The organism is Thalassotalea sp. Sam97, from assembly GCF_041379765.1.
Classification (GTDB): Bacteria; Pseudomonadota; Gammaproteobacteria; order Enterobacterales; family Alteromonadaceae; genus Thalassotalea_A; species Thalassotalea_A maritima.
This window is the reverse complement of record NZ_CP166919.1, coordinates 1631714-1651947: the sequence shown is the minus strand read 5'-3', so window position 1 is coordinate 1651947 and position 20234 is coordinate 1631714. Positions and strand designations below refer to the sequence as shown.

The following is a 20234-nucleotide window of genomic DNA, read 5'->3' as shown; positions in this document are numbered from 1 at the left end:
TTCGAATATCAATAATGAGGTCAATAATGTCAGTTCCTGCAATTACTGATGTATTAGCCGGTAAAACACCAGTAGGTGAAACGGTAACAGTCCAAGGCTGGATTCGCACGCGTCGTGATTCCAAGGCCGGTATATCTTTCTTAGCCATTCACGATGGCTCTTGTTTTGATCCTATTCAGGCCGTGGTGCCGAATGACCTCAATAATTATGAGAATGAAGTATTAAAACTAACCACAGGCTCATCAGTAAAAGTAACTGGTACATTGGTTGAGTCACAAGGTCAAGGTCAGTCTTTTGAAATCCAAGCAACTGAAGTGGTTGTATTAGGTTTTGTTGAAGACCCAGACACTTACCCTATGGCGGCCAAACGTCACTCGGTTGAGTTCTTGCGTGAACAAGCACACTTGCGCGCCCGTACTAATTTAGGTGGAGCAGTAACACGTGTACGTAACTGTTTAGCACAAGCAATTCATCGTTTCATGCACGAAAAAGGTTACTACTGGATCGCGACACCACTTATCACCGGTTCAGATACCGAAGGTGCAGGTGAGATGTTCCGAGTAAGTACCCTTGATCTTGAAAACCTGCCTCGTACAGAGCAAGGCACTGTAGATTACAAAGAAGACTTCTTTGGTAAAGAGACGTTCCTTACGGTATCAGGTCAGTTAAACGTTGAAACCTACGCATGTGCATTATCAAAAGTATACACGTTTGGTCCTACGTTCCGTGCTGAGAACTCAAACACCTCTCGTCACTTGGCTGAGTTCTGGATGGTTGAGCCAGAAATCGCCTTTGCTGATTTATCAGATGCGGCAACCCTAGCGGAAGAAATGCTTCGTTACGTATTTAAAGCCGTGCTTGAAGAGCGCGCGGACGATTTAGCGTTTTTCCAACAACGTGTTGATAAAACCGTTATTGATCGTTTGCAGTCTGTGGCTAATTCAGAATTCGTACGTATGGACTACACCGATGCCATCGACATCCTTCTTAAATCAGGCAAGAAGTTTGAGAATATAGTTGAATGGGGTGTTGACTTAAACTCTGAACACGAACGTTACCTTGCAGAAGAATATGTTGGTGGTCCAGTTGTATTACAAAACTACCCGAAAGACATCAAAGCTTTCTATATGCGCCTAAATGATGACGGCAAAACCGTTGCGGCAATGGACATTTTAGCACCAGGTATTGGTGAAATTGTTGGTGGTTCACAACGTGAAGAACGCTTAGGCGTGCTTGATCAACGCCTTGAAGAAATGGGCTTAGACAAAGAAGACTACAGCTGGTATCGCGACTTACGTCGTTACGGTACCGTACCACACGCTGGTTTTGGTTTAGGTTTTGAACGTTTAGTGGCATACGCAACAGGTGTTAGCAACATTCGTGACACTATCCCGTTCCCACGCGCACCAAAAACAGCTGATTTCTAATAACTAGTTATTAGATTTTCAAAGATAATAAAGGCGCCCTATTCGGCGCCTTTTTGATGGGCTCTTCTCAAACTATATGGAGTAACGCTGTACGTCCGAGTTGTGCCAAAATCGGCCTGTCAGTAGTTTTAATATAAGATAATTTTGTGGTATTAATCGCCTACACTGAGACAGATATTTCCATATATTCCAGCTGACTTATATCTAGCCCAGATATCATTGTGCAACACACTATTGGAATCACGATAGCTTGCAGGCATTTTCTGCTGAAATCCCTGTTTATTGAGGATTGCATCCTCTGCTTCCGAAACGCGCACAATCACTAATGCTTCCGTTAGAAATTGATGAATCTGTTCGGCTAATTCAAACTTAGGCTCATCTAAATTTAGTTCCAGCAAGGTTTCCATAATTTCTTTCACTGGTATTAAGTGCTCTTTGATAACTTTGTCACCTTCCTTGAGCAGCGTTGATTTATATTGTTTCTGCAACCCCTCCTTTGTTAATGGCTCGCTGAATTTTCTAATAAGATGATTAACTACAACTTTGCAATCATTAACAGTTCCTAGATTATCGACACGGTAAGTGTAAAGAGAAGAAACTATTTGATGTGCTATACCCATTGTTGATAAAGGCAATATTGTCTCCTTAGTGTCTAAAGGTTAAGTTAAACAGGGCTGCGATTTTTGCGGCGTCCATTTTTGAACACATTCTTAGCTTTGCTTAAAATCTTTCCATAATTCAATTATGTGACGTCCTATTGAAGAAGCCTCATAGAAAAGTTCACCTGTGTCATTCCATGATTTGCCAGCAGAAATCACAGTCATTCCCGAACTAAATAAGGCTTTCATGAATTGCTTTTGGGAAAGTATTTCATCTAAACCAGATTTAAGGAACAATTCAATATCGTCAATGAATGCTGTATCAATTGCTGCGGCTATTCTTTTGAATTGATATTGATCTAGATGCCCACTTAGAAAACAGGAGTAATAAAATCCTAGTAGTTCAGCTTTCTTAATATCTGATAGTTTATCAAGAACTAATAAAGTAGTTTCCCCAACGTTTCTCATCGCCTCCTCGTCTGAAGTAATTCTTTCATTAAATTCTAATATTTCTTCTTTTGAAAGATGTTCAATTTCCAGTAAGAAACGCTGTATTTTTGACACAAATATCTTGTCTCGTAAATCCCGAGTGCCAGATAATACTTTCAAGGCAGTACCAACCACAGGTATGCTTTTGATAATTTCACTATCTATTAGTGAATCGGCGATTACCTCGGCAGCTTCGAGAGAAGCTTCCAAAAATCTATTGGTTTCTTTTGTCATATATGAAGCTAACGTCCATCATTTATTCATTTTTCAATATGTTAAAGGTTGGTTACGAGGTGTTTTCTGGGGTTAATGAAAATTCTCAGAAATGTCTAGGGCGTTTTATGTAACGATCTGTTGTTCGCTCGCAACAGCCGTTCGCCACTGCATTTATTAATCAATAACTTACGCTATTTAACCGACAGGCGCAAATGTGCCAGTTTCAGACCCATTTAGTCCCAGAGGCTTTCTTGAAAATGATATAGAGCGGACTCTCGGTTATTGCCGACAAACTCAAACGCACCATTTTTGGCCGTTCATTCAACTAGCAAGCAACCTATTAAATGCATTTGTAAACGCTTGTCCTAAATCCTGCATTTGAACATTTGATAGCGCCCTCTTCATGGAAGCGTATGATATTGCTTGATGTGTATAGCAAACCAATTCAGCTTGTTTCCAAGCGCTTTTCAAATCTTCGAGCTTATATAAATTCGACCACTGCGATAAATAAGTATTAACGATGATGTCTTTATCTTTACCTTCAGGCATCCTGAATATATACGTGCCATCAATGAAGGGGTGACTAATACATGCATCACTCCAATCAAAGAAAAGAAAACGGTCACCAATCTTTGCTATGTTTTCAATATGAAGATCGCCATGGACAAGCGTGTTAGGAATATTGAATTTTGCTAACGCTTCCACGGACTGTTTAACTTTGAATATTATCTCTCTTCTCTTGATTTTAAACTGTTCAGGCAAGTGCCGAACAATGCCATTATCGCTAAGGATTTCATCTAATTGTTTAGGTATATCATGAATTTCTCGTTGCAAGCAGCCATTTTCAATTAATTCATTAATATGATTGAAAGAGAGTTTTTGTAATTGAGCAAATGTCTTAAACGCTTCAACCCAAAGAGTAATATCAGCACCTTCGGGAAGACCGCCGCCAAAATCTCTACTTATCATCCATTGCTCGCTTTCAGAACAACAAATAGTATTCGGGACATATTCTGGTGTTAATTCAGCAAGCTTTAAACACAGTAATGATTCATTTGAAAACAACGGGAGAAAAGCCGTTGCTTTAAAGAAGTAAAACCCATCTTTAGTATTTTGTTTGAATATCTGACCTAGCGCCCAACCCGATACTTTTGTTAAATTACCAACAGGTTCAACACCTCGTTGTTTTAAGTTTTCATTTACCCACGTTTGAGCAGACTCAATCCACTCTGGCGAGTCCCATTGTAAAGAATTTCTCATCGTATTTTGCTGTCGTTGTTGCTAACAGGAACACGCAATTTATCGCTCATTAGATCCGTTGCTACTATTCATTGGTAGTGGGCAAGGCAAATTAACAATAGCTAATTAGCGCGTCACGTGTTTAACCCTTAAGGTACAGGGCCATTAATTGGTTTGTTTTTCTATGGCGTAAATATCGTCGTCAATAGACTGAACCCTTTGTTCAAATACCGCACGAGCGTCATGTAGGCCTTGATTATAATAAAAGGCACCAAGTTCGTTCGAGAAGAAGTCCAACAGAAATTCCGCATCAAATTGGCCTAAATCTTGATGTAACTCTTTGTCAAAATAAGACTGTAATTTTGCAACCATTAACTCTTTTTGTTGCTTGGTAAATTCAATATCAGACATAGATGAAACGAGACTCCTAGGTTCAGTAGCAAAGAAAGCGCTGGTACTAGCTTGGCTAAGATAATGTTATTCTAGCGTTTTGATCATGTGTAGCATTTCTGGCTGAAAGCCAAGATTTTGATAAAAGTGCTGTGCCTTTGAATTATTGGCAAATACTTCGAGGTGTAATAAACGACAACCCAAATTCTTGGCCCAAGTTTCTGCGGCACTCATCAAAAGCTTACCGACACCGAACCCTTGTGATTCAGGAGACACCGCTAAAAGAGGCACAGTGCCACAGGTTTCACCGGTAATACCATCACGGTGAGTACGAACATGGATAAAGCCTAGCGGTGTACTATCCAACTCTGCAATTAAGGTGGTATTGGGCATCGACGTTTCAGCAAGCATTTCAAAAATATAGTTATCTTGCATGTCTTGCACGGCCTCATCCGTATGCCAACCAAGTTGCGCAACCTCGGCTAGACGCGGAGAAAGCTGAAAAATAAATGGGTGATCGTTTGTATTTGCTTTTCTTATGAGTACTGGATGATCCATATAATTTACTACTTTTCCTTTGTGAAATTGGCTTGGCTGTACACTCTATTACCATGCAAATACCCGTAGCTTCACTTGCAACGCATTTTGCAACTAGTCCGCCTGTTTGATTTTACGTGTGTCGCATGTTATCGAGCATTGGCAATTTCAATCATGCTGTGCCAACAAAACTTTTTAACATTGAGATGAGAGTGCTGAGAGTACAAGACAAATCAAAGGTTTATACTTTAGCGAGGAATGAACGCAAATCCAATTGCTTTTTCGGATAAAGTTTAATAATAAATTAGGATAATATTGTGAGGTCCAAGCTTTTACCACTCTAGAAACATTGATAAAACGCCAATCAAAGAATGTTAAGTCTGCAAAATCCATACTTATGTGGGTCTCTATCTGTGGGTTTAGAATAGCCCGGGCAATAACCGATAACGCACGCGTTGCGCATAATCCCGATAACCTGGTAATTCTTGCTGCAAGGTTTTGTCTTCAAGCATGATCCTAATGATTGTAATCAAAGTTGCTAATAGTGCGGGTATCAATGTCCATACCGATCCCAACGCCAGCGCAATCCCAAATAATGGTAGCAGGCTCCCAGTATAACCAGGATGGCGTACAAACTGGTAAGGTCCTGTATCACACACTTGATGACCGCGCTCATGTTGGATCCGTACCACACTTATAAAAAAGCGATTCTCTGCCATCGCCCATGACGCGAAACCATAACCAAGCGCGACGAAGAGCAAGCCCAGTATATTAAGCCACAAAGGAAACTCGGGCGAGAGTTGGTATCTATGATCTAAACCGGCAACAATCAATAATGGAATGACAATGCTTATCGCCATCAAAGGCGCCAGTATTTTGTCCCAAGGCTTGGCGTGATGGAAGCTCTTTGCGCTTTGTCTTGCCGTAATGATGCCAGGGTGTCGATACTCAGCCCACATATGGCCCACAATTCCGGCAACCACAAGAATTAGAGAATATACCCACGCCTGCCACCAGCCAAAATCACCACCACATAACAATAATATAAGTGGCATAACAAGATAGCTCACTACGATTTTTCGCCACTGCCGAAAAGATAAGGTGTCAGCTGTCTCGTTATGAGATATTTTCTCTGTCATTGATATGCCTAAGCGCTGTTTCAGGGCCAGTCGAATACGGTGCGGGTTCATGTTATCGACAAGGTATATCTTAGATATTAGCTAACTTCTCATATATCAGCGCAGGTGAACGTGCACCTGCATTCGTTTTATCCCTCCTTTTAAATAGTTATTTTCGCTAACAATTGGTTAGAACACTTAAATACATCGCTTTTTACTCACTAAAGCCATGACAAAAAAGCATAAAATAACGTTTAATTACAGTGGGTTAACAAATTGGCACAATTACTGCTCTTAAAGTTCGTGAATGGTGATTTTTGCCATGTTTTTAATTTAAGAGATTGAACAGTAACCACTATGGATAGAAAAATAGAACGAAAATCAAATCCTTGGGCCAAGATTGCAGTTGGCGCAAGTGCCGTTGTTGCCATCGCCTTTATTGCCAATTTATATTCCGCGCAAACAACCGGTAAATCATTATCGCTTGCGGCACAAAATATCACGGTCTCGGACGTTAAATTTGGTACCTTTGAGGATTTCATACCGGTACGCAGCAAAGTCACGCCGTTAAAAACCGTCTATTTGGATGCGGTTGAAGGTGGCCGTGTCGAGCAAGTGCTTATCGAAGACGGTAGCTTAGTCACACCGGGCCAAGCGATTGTTAAACTCTCCAACACCCAATTACAACTGGATGTTATGCGCAACGAAGCAGCGGTTACCGAGCAGCTCAATAACATGCGCAGCATTGAATTGTCGTTAGAGCAAAACAAATTGAGTCACAAGCGTAATCTCATTGAAATTGACTATCAAATTAAACGCTTAAGTCGCCAAGTAGAGCGTGAACGCGCGGTGTTTGCCAAAGGCGCAATCTCCGACAGTGCGTTACGGGAAAACGAAGACTTACTTGAGTACTACAAAAATCGCAAACAAGTTACCATAGAAAGCCAAAAAACCGATGCCCTGATGCAACAGCAGCAATTGCGCTTTTTGAAAGATACCGGGCAACGTCTTGAAGAAAGCCTTCTGTTTGCCCGTCAAAACATGGATAACTTAAATATGAAAGCGCCGGTTGCCGGCAAGTTGTCTGGATTTAATATCGAAGTCGGCCAATCAATCCAACGCGGTGAGCGTATTGGTCAAATCGATGATCCCAATAACTTTAAATTAGAAGCGTCAATCGACGAATTCTATCTAGAGCGCGTTGATTTAGGTCAAATCGCCATCATCAGCAAAAATGGTGAAGACTATCAACTCGAAGTGTCAAAAATATACCCGCAAGTCAACAATGGTCAGTTCCGTGTCGACTTAACCTTTAGCGACGAAAAACCTACTGGCATTCGTCGTGGTCAATCATTACAAACCAAATTAACGTTAGGCGATCCAAGCGATGTACCACTTATTGCCAACGGTGCATTTTATCAAGACACCGGCGGTAACTGGGTTTTTGTACTGAGCGCCGATGGTGAAACCGCCGTGCGTCGTAACGTACGTTTAGGGCGTCGCAACAACCGCTTTATTGAAGTACTTGACGGCTTAGAGGTTGGCGAGAAAGTGATCACCTCACCTTACAGTAGCTTTATTGACATGAGCCAACTCAAACTGACCTCGTCCTAATCGAGATCCATTTTATAAAAACTTCTGATAATAACATTTATAAACAATTAACTTAGACAGTAACAAAAAGGGATAATCTTATGTTAACACTAGAAAATTTAAGCAAGCGTTTTCAAACCGAAGACATCGAAACCACGGCACTTGATCGCATCAATTTAACGATTAAAAAAGGCGAATTTGTTGCCATTATGGGGCCAAGTGGTTGTGGTAAATCTACCCTACTTAACACCATTGGCATGCTCGACTCACCAACAGAAGGTAAGTATTTGTTCAACGGTGAAGATATCGCTAACTATTCAGAAAGCAATTTAGCGAATATTCGAAAGCAAAATATTGGTTTTATTTTCCAAAGCTTTAACTTAATTGACGAGTTAAACGTTGCTGAAAACGTCGAACTGGCATTGCTTTATCACGATATTTCAAAAAGTGAGCGCAAGCGTCGTGTTGCCGAGGTATTGAAAAAAGTGGGCATTGATCATCGCGCCAAGCACATGCCAAGCCAATTATCCGGTGGTCAACAACAGCGTGTCGCTGTCGCTCGTGCTGTGGTGGGTAACCAAAGCGTTATCCTTGCCGATGAGCCAACCGGTAACCTTGATACTGAGCATGGCCGAGAAGTCATGGAAATGTTGCAACAACTTAACCAAGAAGGTACCACCATCATCATGGTAACTCACTCACCAAGCCATGCAGAATACGCTAGTCGCGTGGTTAACTTACTGGATGGTCAGCTGCAATTACAACAACTAAAAGCTGCATCGTAAAAGGAATTAATTATGTTATTGTCTAATTATTTAACAACCGGATGGCGCAATATGCTGAACAATAAACTGTTCAGTGCCATCAACGTGTTTGGTTTAGCCATTGGTTTAGCTGCGGTGGTGATGATTATTTTGTACGTTAATCACGAAACCAGCTACGATAAATTTTGGCAAAATGCTGATCGCATTCATCGCACGCATGTGACCTTTAATGTGCCTGGTCGTGATCCTGTCAGTGGTGTTTCATCGCCGGGTCCTTTGATCCATGCTCTAAAGAAAGACTTTGCTGAAGTTGAATACGCCACACGTATCGCCGGCTGGGGCCCTACCATTACCCTAGGCGATGATGTTTACATTGAAGATGTGAAACTAGTCGATAGCGAGTTTGTCGATGTTTTTGATGTCGAGGTGGTTAAAGGTGACTTAAAAGCGGCACTTTCGGATAACCATTCCATTGTGTTAAACGAAACCATGGCTTATAAATTTTTCGCCGATGAAGAGCCTTTAGGTAAGGTGTTAAGCCTTGACTTTAATCACTTCCAACGCGATTACAAAGTAGCGGCCGTTATCAAAGACTTACCGGATAATACCCAATTGGATTTACCCATGTTGGTATTGATCGACGAAAAAGATTGGGAAGATCAAAATTATATGTTTCATGCATGGTTCTCAATTAACGCGCAGATGTACTTCACCACCAAGCAAGCGAGTGACTTACAAACCATCAATGAGCAATTTGATAACTTTGCCAACAACAACTTCCCACAAATGCCTATTGGCGGTGACGATGCAAAAGCCTCAGACTTTATCGATCTAAGCGCAATGAACATCAAAGATTTGCATTTAAACGCTGAAGGCTTTGGTGAAATGCGCCCACAAGGTAATCAAGCCATGGTGGTCACCTTCTCAGCGGTAGCGGCATTAATTTTATTAATTGCCTGCATCAACTTTATGAACCTTTCTACCGCGCAAGCAAGCAAGCGAGCTAAAGAAGTGTCTTTGCGTAAAGTGTTAGGCGCATCACGCGGCAACTTAATCGCACAATTTTTGGGTGAATCAATTCTAATGACCTTGTTTGCCTTCGTGTTAGCGTTTGGCTTAGTTGAATTAACGCTACCGTTTTACAACGATGTGCTGAACAAAGACTTAGCGGTGAGTTACAGCGCGAGTAACCTGTCTGGTCTGGCATTATTTGCCATTGCGGTTGGTTTGTTAAGTGGCCTATACCCAGCGTTTGTCTTATCAGGTTTTCGCCCGGCCATGGTGTTAAAAGCCAATAAGTCTGCTGATACCAAAGCATCACTGAGATTAAGAGCAACGTTGGTTGTGATCCAGTTTGCCGTATCGATTGGTTTATTTGTATCAACCGCCGTAGTGTACAGCCAAATGCAATACGCTTTAAACATGGATGCTGGCTACAACAAAGACAACATGATGGTGATATTTCGCCTAAACAGAGACGAAGCGTCTGAAAAGCGCGAGGTGATGATTAACGAATTACGTAAACATCCTCAAGTTACTGACGTGACATACTCTAGCGAAACTCCGGGTAATGGTAACGAAAACAATACCATGATGCGTACTCCTGATATGGCAGAAGAAGATGCCATGCTAATCGGTCAGCGCAGCGTTGGTTACGACTTTTTCAAAACCTACCAAATCAAATTGATCGCTGGCCGTGCGTACGATGAAAACCGTAATGATGAAAGCCCAAGCACTGAGCAATTGCGTAACGGTGAAAAAGCAGAAGGCACCATCGTTGTCAATGAATCGGCGCTACAACGCTTAGGCTTAGGTAGCCCAGAAGAGGCCATTGGTAAAACCGTTATTATCGGTCGAGGCGATCCAGGTGAAAATCTACAGCTTAACTTAACGGTAATTGGCGTGGTAGCAGACATTCACTTTGCAAGCTTGCGCTCGAGTATTCGTCCAGAGGTATACCCGTTAAATACAAACTTCGTGCGTAGCATCAGCGTTCGCTTTAAAGGCAACCCAGAAACCTTGAAAAACGATGTTGAGGCGATGTGGCGAACTCAAGTGCCTAACATTCCATTTGCGCACTCGTTTGTTGAAGACGATATTGCTGAGCTGTACCAGCAAGAACAAGGCGAAGCGACATTATTTGCGGCATTTTCTGGCCTGGCTATCTTTGTCGCTTGTTTAGGGTTGTTTGGTTTAGCAAGTTTCAGTGCGGATCGTCGCACCAAAGAAATCGGTATCCGCAAGGTCATGGGCGCTAGTGTGTTTAATGTGGTATCGATGTTAGTGATGCAGTTTTCTAAACCAGTCCTTATTGCTTGTTTGATTGCCTGGCCTGTCGCTTTCTACTTTATGATGGATTGGTTAGAGACCTTTGTTTATCGTATTGAGCCAAGCAGTATCTTGGTGATATGTGCTGTATCTGGTGCATTCGCTTTATTGATCGCTTGGCTAACAGTTGCCAGTAATTCAATTAAAGTGGCTCGAGCAAACCCTATCAAGGCGCTGCGCTACGAATAAAGTACATTGCAAAATGTTTTGATTAAAAAAGGGAAACCAAATGGTTTCCCTTTTTACGTAGACGAATATTCGCTGCTATACAATGTAACGAATATCGGCATTTTCCAATCGACGAGGCTTTTTACCAAGCTGTTTGCTTATCGAGCCAACATATAAAAATCCCACAACTTGCTCTTCTAATGCGATATTCAAACCTTGTTTTACAATCTCACTCGTTGCCATGTCACCTGTACGCCAAATGGCGCCAAATCCCAATGCCGTTGCCGCCATTTGCAGCGCATTGGTAGCAAGGCCTGCGGTGATCAGTTGCTCAAACTTGGGCACCTTAGGGTGCTGTTGATATTTAGTCGAGACAACAATGATCATCGGTGCCCGATAAGCCATCTTATGTGCTTTGGCAATTTTTACATCATCGTCACTTTTGTCAGTAACCGCCTCAACAAAAATGTTGGTTAACTCATCTAGTCCGTCCCCCGTAACGACATCAAAGCGATATGGCATCAGTGCTCCATGATCAGGCACAGCGACGGCCGCAGCAAACATTTGTTGCAATTGTTCATGATTAGGTGCTGGGGCTTCTAAAAAGCCATTAGATTGACGGTTAATAAGAAATTGTAATGCGTTAGACATGATTTTTATACGTTATACATTGAGATAAGCCAAGAATATCATAATGTGTATTTATTCTCATTATCGGTTATTGAACGTTAATATGATTTACAGCTTTAGCTGTATGATATTCTTCTGTACGTGAGGCGACTTGTTGATGGACAATCATTTAGTGACAATAATCTAAAAAAATAGATAAAAAAGTGATCTACTGAGTTTGCACACACGTTTATATAAACGATTTAATTTTCAACAGCCCTTTTTAGCCCGACCTGTTCGGGCTTTTTTTTATCAGCAACAAAACATGCGTAGTGCTCTGTTTGTCCATGGGTTGTGTCGCTACTAACCTTGTACTAACGCCTTTTTGGCACATCAAAAGTTACGCGTTACCTCCGTAACCAGTTGATAGTTAGGATTACTTTTCACAACTATGACATTAAGCGTAGATCAGCAACAAATACCCTGCTTCCGATACAGAGCAACACAAATACATTAATTTACTGTGATTTCACCCGCCTACAAAACCAATAATCGACACTAACAAAACGCCCCGCACCAATGAAAAACAGCGCAAGTAACAGAATGAAATACGTTGCCGCAAATTCAATACCATTATTTAACAAGACAACATTACCTTTTTCATAAAGCCATTGAGGACTGCCATGTTCATCGACGATAGCTTTAATTCGCTCCAAGCGCTTACTTGCCTCAACACTGTTCGCTAAACTTTCGTCAGCCTGTTCAATCCCTAACCAAGAAAAGACTTGTGCTGAACTTGTACTCGCATCGGTTGGCGTAATGGCATACCAACCATTTGATAAATGGACGGTTGTCGCGGCAACAATCATGGTAAACATTAAGGGAATACAGACAAGCCGTGTCAAAAAACCAATGAGTAACAGCCAACCGCCAAAAAACTCCGTCCACGCCGCCAAGTTGGCTAAGACCTCGGCAAACGGTAAACCAAGCCCCCATTCTGAGTTACCAAACCAAGCGATGACGTTAGGATCGGCAAAGAATTGGTCAAAAAAGTTGAGTTCCTGATCACCAAATTGCATTTTGTTATATCCGGCGATGATGAACACGGGCGCTAAAAATAGGCGAATTAGCAGTGCAGGCAGTGCATCGAATTGTAATAGCCAACCAACTATACGTTGGTAAATTGTGATCAATTTCATAATGATTCATTTTATTGTTGAGAATAACTAAGAGAACAGTTTAGTCGACGGAATCTTTCAAGGACTAGCAATAAATGTCCAAAAGGGCAAAAATCGTTGGTAAATCAAAGAAAAAGCCTTAATATTTGTAAATATTTCTTAATATACTGGGTTCATTAAAGATCTTTTTTGGCGACCACGGTATATTGATAATAATAATTTCTATTCCATTTTGATTCGAAAGTAGACGTGAGGGTGTATGTCAGAAAAACCGAGTGTTATAAAACGGATATTTAAAAAGTTGTGGGTTATTTTAAATACCTCTCGAAAAATCTTTTTAAATCTCATATTTTTTGCTTTTATCATCATTTTATTCAACGTATTAACCGACGACTCTGATAAAGTCTCCGTACCCAGCGACGTAGCGTTAGTTCTGAATTTAAAAGGCGATATCGTTGAACAAAAACGTGAAATTGATCCAACCGCGCAAATAATGCAAGAGGTATTAGGCGCTGAAGAGGAAGCTCCTGAGGTGCTTCTTAGTGATGTATTATTAGTCATTGAAAACGCCAAGAACGATGACCGAGTAAAGTCATTGGTTATTTATCCACAAACCATTGGCCGCAGCGGTTTGCATCATTTGCAAGTCATCGGCCAAGCGATTGCTGACTTTAAAGAGTCTGGCAAAGAAGTCATTGCCTTTGGTGATTACTTTAGCCAATACCAATATTACCTTGCATCGTATGCCGATCACGTATGGATGAATCCAGAAGGTGCGGTATTGCTTGAAGGTTTCGGTCGCTACCCTACGTATTTCAAGTCAGCACTAGACAAACTTGAAGTAACACAGCACGTATTTAAAGTTGGTACCTATAAATCAGCTGTTGAACCGTATACTCGCGATGACATGTCCGATGCGGCGAAAGAAGCCAATAAAGCGTGGCTTGATCAACTTTGGTACAACTTCAAAGTCGATATTGCTAATAATCGCGGAATGGATATGGCGAGTTTCGATGAATCAGCCGCACAAGTCTATGCCAAACTGCAGCAAGCTGGCGGAAGTTTTGCCGATTACGCACTAAACCTTGGATTAGTGGATGATTTAAAAAATCGCGAGCAAATCCGTACAACAATGATTGATAAAGTTGGAAAAGGTGACAATCACCATAGCTTTAATCAAATAGGTTTTAAAGATTACTTAAAAACGGTTAAGCCCCCTATCCCTGTGGTTAATCCAATGACTGATAAAGTTGCCGTGGTAGTTGCTAAGGGGACTATTTTAAATGGTACCCAGAAAGCAGGCACCATTGGCGGTGACTCAACGGCTAAGTTACTACGCAAAGCTCGCCTTGATGACAAAGTCAAAGCGGTTGTACTGCGAGTCGATAGCCCGGGTGGCAGTGCTTACGCATCTGAAATTATTCGCCAGGAAGTCGAATTGCTTAAGGCTGCAGGTAAGCCGGTAGTAGCCTCTATGGCTAACTATGCAGCGTCTGGTGGTTACTGGATTTCTGCGTCAGCCAATGAGATTTGGGCATCACCAAACACCATTACCGGTTCCATCGGTATTTTCGGTATGTTTATGACCATTGAAAAAGCGCTAGACAAAATCGGTATACACACTGACGGTGTTGGTACAACAGACTTCGCTGGTTTCGGTATTAGCCGTCCACTGCCTGAAAACATTGGCAATATCATTCAATTAAGTATTGAGCGTGGCTATAACGAGTTCATCACGCTGGTTGCTGAAAACCGTAACATGACCCTAGAGCAAGTTGACGCCATAGCCCAAGGCCGTGTGTGGACCGGTGCTAAAGCGCAAGAGCTAGGTTTGGTTGACAAGCTAGGTGATCTTAATGACGCGGTGAATGCAGCGGCGGATCTTGCTGGACTGAAAAGCTACGACACATTGGTTATAGAAAAAGAACTGTCTGCAAAAGAACTTTTCTTGCGCAACCTATTTGAGACAGCAAGTATTTTTATGCCAGAGCAACAAAGTGCCATTGAGCAAGCAGCGAATAACCCATCGCTGAAACAGCATATTCTTAAGTTAATTAACGAGTATGAGCAAATTAATCAGCTTAACGATCCAAAAGGGATCTATTCATTCTGTTTAACATGTGATGCTCAGTTTTAATTACAAGCCGTAAATTAAAATATATAAAGCCCAGTCTAACGTCTGGGCTTTTTTTTATTGCTGTATCGTCCTGAAATAGGTCTACACATTTAGAACGTATTTATGGACGTTTCAAACATCAAAAGAGTTAAGCCGTTCACATCCCTTTCAGTTGACCACAACAGGTTACCTTCATAAGCTTTGAACATATTTGAACCTTGCCTTAGCGTTTTTATTTAAGGATAAAAAATGCCAGCCTTTATAAAAGGCCAGCATTGATGATTAACAACACATTTTACGTAAACTGAGGTTAATTTCGCTTGCGTTACGTTATAAGATTACTTTATGAAAAGCTTTTTTACCCGAGATACATAACCGATATCACGTTTGGTAAAAGCACCATGTGCTAGCCAACGTTTTAACAGTTCATCAATATTGTTACTCGCTTGCATTAAGCTCTCTGATAACATGTGTACTTGCACCTGCATGCGCTGCGTCTGAAACTCGGCGGGTGATTCGGCATTCGCTGTGATCTCGAGCATCAGCGTTAGCTCACCGCGATCTTTGCTGGGCTGACGTTGCCCCTCTTTCAGCAACTTTTGCCATGCGCTTGGAATAGCTGTGTTCTCAAGCGCAATATCGTGCCCTAGCGACAGCTGCTCAACGACGTCAAACAACTTATGGTAGCGTTCAGAACGCTGTGCTTGTTGTTTCTCGTACAGCGCTTTTTTCGCTTTGACTCTTGCTTGTTCAGCACGAGTAAGTACCGTTTTAGCGACAGGTTTTTGCGATACAACATGGTCAATAAATGTAGACAAATCAGCGATATATTGCTCAATACCGTTAACAGCCTCGGTGTCAGCGTTTTGCACTAAATCAACAAACGTTTGCTCAAGTTTAGTAACAGCCTCTAGCGTCACTTGTTTTTGCTGTTGCTTTTGCTCTTCGCGCTTAGCAAACACGGCATCATTCACTTTACGAAATGACTTCCAAAGTTGGTTATCAAACTTTTGGCCAGCAAAACCCAGCGATTTCCATTTGACTTGCAATTGCTTTAACTCTTCTATCGCAGCGTGTAAATTGTCGTTTTCAAGCTGAGCTTTGGCTTGCTCTATCAGTGCCTGCTTAGCCTCTTTGTTGGTTAAATGGTATTGCTCGATGTGCTTAACGAGGGGGGCTACGCTCTGTTGATATTGTTTTTGCAACTTATGATAGACACTACGCTCTACCTCGCCAGTTTGTCGCCATTCTTGCTTAAGTTTACTCAGTTGATTTTCTAAGTGTTTCACTTCAACATCACCAACAGATAACTGCTGTTCGAGGGCTCGCAGTTTTTCCAACACCTGTTGTTTTTGTGCTAAATGCTGTTGTCGCAATTGTTCTTGCTCTGCAAAGTATGCGCGACATGGTGCGAACGCCCGTTCACACGCATCATTAAATGCATCATTAAGAGTATCTTCCAATGCGTCGTCGGCTCTGCCCAGTTTATTCCAGTGTTGACGATATTCTTTAACTTTTTGCGCCTGTTGTTTAGGATCCGCTAATGGGGTATCGGCTAATAACTGTATCTCATCCAATAGCATCTGCTTACGAGGCGTGACCACAAAATGTTCAAGTTCATGTAGCTCGTTTATCTTCTTCGTGACATCGTTAAAGTCATTCGCAAGGTATCGTTTTTGCGTTTCAGATAAGTCCTGCATCTGGAAGCTAATTTTTTTATGCAAACCAAAAGCCGATTTGTATTTACCACTGGCAATTAATCGCTTAAGTTCTGCGATTTTCTTACGCACGTGCTGATACAAGTTAGTCTGCTCGCTTTGCAATGGGCGCACCGCCTGTTGCCACTGTGTGTCTATTTCTTGGCGAGCTTTGTCGATGGGATCCGGTAATAAACCAGCAACCGTGTTATCAATGTGTTGCCACTTCTTTGTCCATTCATCATACAAAGGTTGTTGTTCGTTCCATTCACTCATGCTATTTGGCACAGTAACCGTTGACAATTTCGTCACCAACGACGTGGCTAAGACAATGGCATCAGTGATTTTCGGGAGACGCGTCAGCTTGTTTTCTAGGTCGCGTATCGTCGCTAATAGAGTGCGGCGATCAGTGTCTTCTATCTGCGAAGCGTCCAATTCGGCACGAATGCTATCAAGATTGCGTTCAACAGCAGACCCTTTAAATGACGTTTGCTCAGCTATCGCAGCGCCAATTTGCTGTGAAATAGCGTGTAAACGTTGCTTGATGTCGTCATATTGCTGTTGTTTTTGTTCGTTAAGACGTTCAATCGCTCGTTGGTGTTCATAGCTTTCCTGCAACGGTGCCATATGACGGCCAACCGACTTCATGATGGTTACATATTTTTTGTGATAACTTTGTTTGTCGTTATCACTTAGGTAGTCAAATTCCGCTTCTAACTTTTGCCATTGCTGCATCAAGTTTTGTTGCTTAGTCACTAAGGCGGGGTAATCAAATTGCTCTTTAAGGGCATTTAATTTCGCCAGTATTAGTTGTACTTGCTTGGCAATAAGTTGAGGTTTTTCTGATGCTTGATACATCGCCTTTAAGCGTCTATCCACTTCATCCTTAACCGAGCCATCGGTTAGTTTTTTTGCAATTTTTTCCAACTGACTTTGTTCAACTACACGCTGTAATGCTTGCAAACGTAATGTTTGATTATCACTGTGGACAACAAATTGTCTAAGCTGATTAGGCTTTTGTACTTTATCGAGCAACGTTGCTAAAAGCTCACTGTCTTTTTCAAGGTGCAACCATTGTTCGATAAACGCCGTTTTGGCATGATGTAGCAAGTAGTCGTGCTTTTCTTGTTTGGTTATTAAGGTGTTATCAAGAATATGTTTTTGCAGTTGTTGATCACAAAAGGCTCTAATTTTGGACGACGAGTTGTGCGTTAAATGATACAAATAACGTTCAGCAGACGCTAATGTCAGCAAACCACAACGGCGTACCAAGTCACTGCTATCTGAGTGAATCATCGAGTCAATGATGGCTTTGTTATCGGCATTATTGAGATCAAACTCCTTGATCGCACGTATTCTTATATTGGCGTCCTGATGTTGCCATTTTGCTTTAAACAAATTCTTAAAAATCATAACTCTGTAAACCTAGCGATGTCCTCTGGGCTCTTCTTGCATGTTGATTCAGTAACCGGTTTTTTAAATTGATTGCGAAGCTCAGCTTTACTCTTATGAATAATTTCACCATCGCTACCAATCGTAAGCATTTGATCATTATTCATGTGCATTGCTTGGTATGCCATGGTCAACTGTATTGCTGAGTCTCGCTGGGTTTGGTCCACAGGCGTGCCATCAGGCCACTTGCCCGTTTCGGCTGCGTGTTTTAGTCTTTCATACATGTCAGGTGCCATATTGGCAACCACTGCTTTTACATCCACATTATTACCTATTGAACAGTATATTATTTACGTTTAAACATTAAGATCCGTACACGATTAACGATGTACCAGATAAAGCCGACACCTGTGGCGCCTGCAGCAGCGATATATTGCAATGACTCAGGTTGAGGCTGGCCCCAATACATAAAACCAACGCCTGCACAAAACAGCAACATCGCCAACATCGATTGGGTATTTAACTGTTCTTGTTTTTTGATTTTTGCCATTTGCGACATGGATTGGCGCTGCTCGTCACTCATGTCGGTCAAGACGGTGTTGCAGCCTTGGCAGACTGCCGCTTTTGATGAGATGCGTTGCCCGCAACTTGGGCAATTGATTAATGCCATAGATTACCTCAGATAATAATTGAGATCATAGATGGCTATGATTTTACCTAAAAAAAGCGCCCCGTGGGGCGCTTTTTTTTAAATTATTGGGTTATTTTTTCTTTTCCCAAAGTTCAGCACCTTCAATACCGATGCTCTTAGGGTCAAAGCTAAAGGCTTTGACACCAGCTTTACGTTGTCGGTCATAATCTTGTAATGCTTTTATCGCAGGTTTTGCAACAAAGAAAATGATCAATAGGCCGACAATGTTTAACCAAGCCATAAGACCCACACCAACATCACCTAATCCCCAGGCAACATCGGCAGCCTTAACTGTGCCGTAAAACGTGGCTGACATGATCACGATTTTAAGGGCTGTCATTAAACCCGGTACATCGAAGCTGCGCTTTATGTAGGCCACATTATTTTCGGCGATAAAGTAATATGCCAATATGGTGGTAAACGCAAAGAAGAACAGCGCCATGGCAATAAACGGTTTACCGATGCCTTGGAACATACTTTCGACAGCAAGCTGAGTAAACGCTGGACTATTTGCGGCAGCGGTTGCTGCTACATTTTGGACGATAAAGGCATCACCTGCGCCATGGACGTTATAGCTACCTGTGATAAGGATCACAAATGCGGTTGCTGAACAGACAAACAAAGTATCGATATAAACGGAAAACGCTTGTACCAAGCCTTGCTGCGCTGGGTGATCAACTTCCGCGGCTGCAGCAGCGTGAGGGCCGGTACCTTGACCTGCTTCATTCGAGTAAACACCACGTTTTACACCCCAACCAATTGCTGCGCCAATACCTGCCATAGGAGAAAATGCATCAGAAAGGATCAAGCTGATCACTCCTGGTAATGCACTGATGTTTAGCGCAATAATAACCAAGGCAATAATGATGTAAGCCAATGCCATAAATGGTACGACAATCTCAGTAAAACGCGCGATACGCTTAACACCACCAAAAATGATAAAACCTAGCAGTAACACGATACCGGCACCCGACATAATTTTCGCCGAGCTTAAGGTACCGATTGCTGTGTCAATCATAGGACCTGTACCAAACGCCATCTCAACCGCGTTACCGATACTGTTTGATTGTACCGTTGGCAGCAATACACCGGTTGCGATGATAGTAGCAATAGCAAACGTCCACGCGTACCATTTTTGACCTAACACTTTTTCAATGTAATACGCTGGACCACCGCGGTATTGACCATCGTGCTCCTCTTTATAGATTTGTGCGAGCGTCGATTCGACATACGCTGTTGCGGCACCAAAAAAGGCAACGACCCACATCCAAAAAACGGCACCTGGACCACCGAAACCGATTGCCGCGGCAACACCGGCAATGTTACCGGTACCTACGCGCCCTGATAGCGATACTGATAGCGCTTGGAAAGATGAAATACCCTTTTTCGAGCTTTGCCCTGAGAGCAGTAAACGCCACATTTCTCTGAAGTAGCGCAGCTGCACAAAGCGGGTTAAAAAGGTATAAAATAGGCCGGCACCCAAACACAAATAAATTAGTGCTGGACTCCATATAATGCCATTTAAAAAGTTAACTATATCAAGCAAAACAAACCCCTTTAATTTGATATATTGCTATTATTGTGTTGGCTAGTGTCACTAGCCTTATACATTTTTATCGTTGTTATGACTATCATACGCGCAATAGCGTGCATGTCTCAGCGCCATAAAAAACAACACTGAGC

The 20234-nt window shown here is 42.0% G+C and carries 17 protein-coding genes; 5 read left to right on the top strand and 12 right to left on the bottom strand.

Going from position 1 to position 20234, the window contains the following annotated elements; genetic code table 11:
- The first annotated feature begins 26 nt into the window (after positions 1 to 26).
- On the top strand, positions 27 to 1427 hold the full coding sequence (gene asnS, locus ACAX20_RS07375) for an asparagine--tRNA ligase (RefSeq protein ID WP_371189530.1): 1401 nt from the start codon (positions 27 to 29) through the stop codon (positions 1425 to 1427).
- A gap of 152 nt (positions 1428 to 1579) precedes the next feature.
- Here asnS and ACAX20_RS07370 read toward each other — a convergent pair whose 3' ends face one another.
- The 6 genes from ACAX20_RS07370 to ACAX20_RS07345 all read right to left on the bottom strand — a co-directional run bounded on the left by ACAX20_RS07370 (position 1580) and on the right by ACAX20_RS07345 (position 6036).
- A complete protein-coding gene (locus tag ACAX20_RS07370) occupies positions 1580 to 2062 on the bottom strand; it encodes a hypothetical protein (protein ID WP_371189529.1) in 483 nt (160 codons plus the stop codon).
- A gap of 75 nt (positions 2063 to 2137) precedes the next feature.
- The gene (locus tag ACAX20_RS07365) at positions 2138 to 2749 is read right to left on the bottom strand and encodes a hypothetical protein (protein ID WP_371189528.1); all 612 of its coding nucleotides are present in this window, start codon (positions 2747 to 2749) and stop codon (positions 2138 to 2140) included.
- 303 nt (positions 2750 to 3052) lie between these two features.
- Positions 3053 to 3991, bottom strand: a complete 939-nt coding sequence (locus ACAX20_RS07360) for a phosphotransferase (RefSeq protein WP_371189526.1) — start codon at positions 3989 to 3991, stop codon at positions 3053 to 3055.
- A 144-nt stretch (positions 3992 to 4135) separates the two neighbouring features.
- A complete protein-coding gene (locus ACAX20_RS07355) occupies positions 4136 to 4381 on the bottom strand; it encodes a DUF2164 domain-containing protein (RefSeq protein ID WP_371189525.1) in 246 nt (81 codons plus the stop codon).
- 66 nt (positions 4382 to 4447) lie between these two features.
- Positions 4448 to 4918, bottom strand: a complete 471-nt coding sequence (locus ACAX20_RS07350; protein ID WP_371189524.1) for a GNAT family N-acetyltransferase — start codon at positions 4916 to 4918, stop codon at positions 4448 to 4450.
- 398 nt (positions 4919 to 5316) lie between these two features.
- Entirely contained in the window at positions 5317 to 6036 is a 720-nt protein-coding gene (locus ACAX20_RS07345; protein ID WP_371189522.1) for an isoprenylcysteine carboxylmethyltransferase family protein, read from the bottom strand.
- 336 nt (positions 6037 to 6372) lie between these two features.
- On the opposite strand from ACAX20_RS07345, the gene ACAX20_RS07340 reads away from it, so the two are divergent.
- The 3 genes from ACAX20_RS07340 to ACAX20_RS07330 all read left to right on the top strand — a co-directional run bounded on the left by ACAX20_RS07340 (position 6373) and on the right by ACAX20_RS07330 (position 10889).
- The gene (locus tag ACAX20_RS07340) at positions 6373 to 7629 is read left to right on the top strand and encodes an efflux RND transporter periplasmic adaptor subunit (RefSeq protein WP_371189520.1); all 1257 of its coding nucleotides are present in this window, start codon (positions 6373 to 6375) and stop codon (positions 7627 to 7629) included.
- Between the two features lie 80 nt (positions 7630 to 7709).
- Positions 7710 to 8393, top strand: coding sequence for an ABC transporter ATP-binding protein (locus ACAX20_RS07335; RefSeq protein ID WP_371189518.1), 684 nt, complete (start codon positions 7710 to 7712; stop codon positions 8391 to 8393).
- A 12-nt stretch (positions 8394 to 8405) separates the two neighbouring features.
- Positions 8406 to 10889 (top strand): ABC transporter permease, encoded by a 2484-nt coding sequence (locus tag ACAX20_RS07330; protein WP_371189516.1) that lies wholly within the window; start codon positions 8406 to 8408, stop codon positions 10887 to 10889.
- A 75-nt stretch (positions 10890 to 10964) separates the two neighbouring features.
- Here ACAX20_RS07330 and ACAX20_RS07325 read toward each other — a convergent pair whose 3' ends face one another.
- Both ACAX20_RS07325 and ACAX20_RS07320 read right to left on the bottom strand, forming a co-directional pair.
- Positions 10965 to 11519: a nitroreductase family protein gene (locus ACAX20_RS07325; protein WP_371189515.1), complete on the bottom strand. Its 555-nt coding sequence runs from the start codon at positions 11517 to 11519 to the stop codon at positions 10965 to 10967.
- Positions 11520 to 11995: 476 nt separating this feature from the next.
- A complete protein-coding gene (locus ACAX20_RS07320; protein WP_371189607.1) occupies positions 11996 to 12679 on the bottom strand; it encodes a DoxX family protein in 684 nt (227 codons plus the stop codon).
- 235 nt (positions 12680 to 12914) lie between these two features.
- Here ACAX20_RS07320 and sppA point away from each other — a divergent pair, with 235 nt between their 5' ends.
- Positions 12915 to 14792, top strand: a complete 1878-nt coding sequence (gene sppA / locus ACAX20_RS07315) for a signal peptide peptidase SppA (RefSeq protein WP_371189514.1) — start codon at positions 12915 to 12917, stop codon at positions 14790 to 14792.
- A 317-nt stretch (positions 14793 to 15109) separates the two neighbouring features.
- Here the strand turns inward: sppA and ACAX20_RS07310 are convergent, their stop codons facing one another.
- The 4 genes from ACAX20_RS07310 to ACAX20_RS07295 form a co-directional block, all read right to left on the bottom strand.
- Complete coding sequence (locus ACAX20_RS07310; RefSeq protein WP_371189513.1) at positions 15110 to 17881, bottom strand: DUF349 domain-containing protein; 2772 nt, start codon at positions 17879 to 17881, stop codon at positions 15110 to 15112.
- Positions 17878 to 18183 carry a YeaC family protein gene (locus tag ACAX20_RS07305; RefSeq protein ID WP_371189512.1) on the bottom strand — a complete coding sequence of 102 codons (306 nt, stop codon included), beginning with the start codon at positions 18181 to 18183 and terminating at the stop codon, positions 17878 to 17880. Before ACAX20_RS07305 ends, ACAX20_RS07310 begins: the two co-directional genes overlap by 4 nt.
- A gap of 23 nt (positions 18184 to 18206) precedes the next feature.
- A complete protein-coding gene (locus ACAX20_RS07300) occupies positions 18207 to 18530 on the bottom strand; it encodes a hypothetical protein (RefSeq protein WP_371189510.1) in 324 nt (107 codons plus the stop codon).
- Between the two features lie 91 nt (positions 18531 to 18621).
- The gene (locus tag ACAX20_RS07295) at positions 18622 to 20097 is read right to left on the bottom strand and encodes an alanine/glycine:cation symporter family protein (protein WP_371189509.1); all 1476 of its coding nucleotides are present in this window, start codon (positions 20095 to 20097) and stop codon (positions 18622 to 18624) included.
- Positions 20098 to 20234 lie beyond the last annotated feature (137 nt).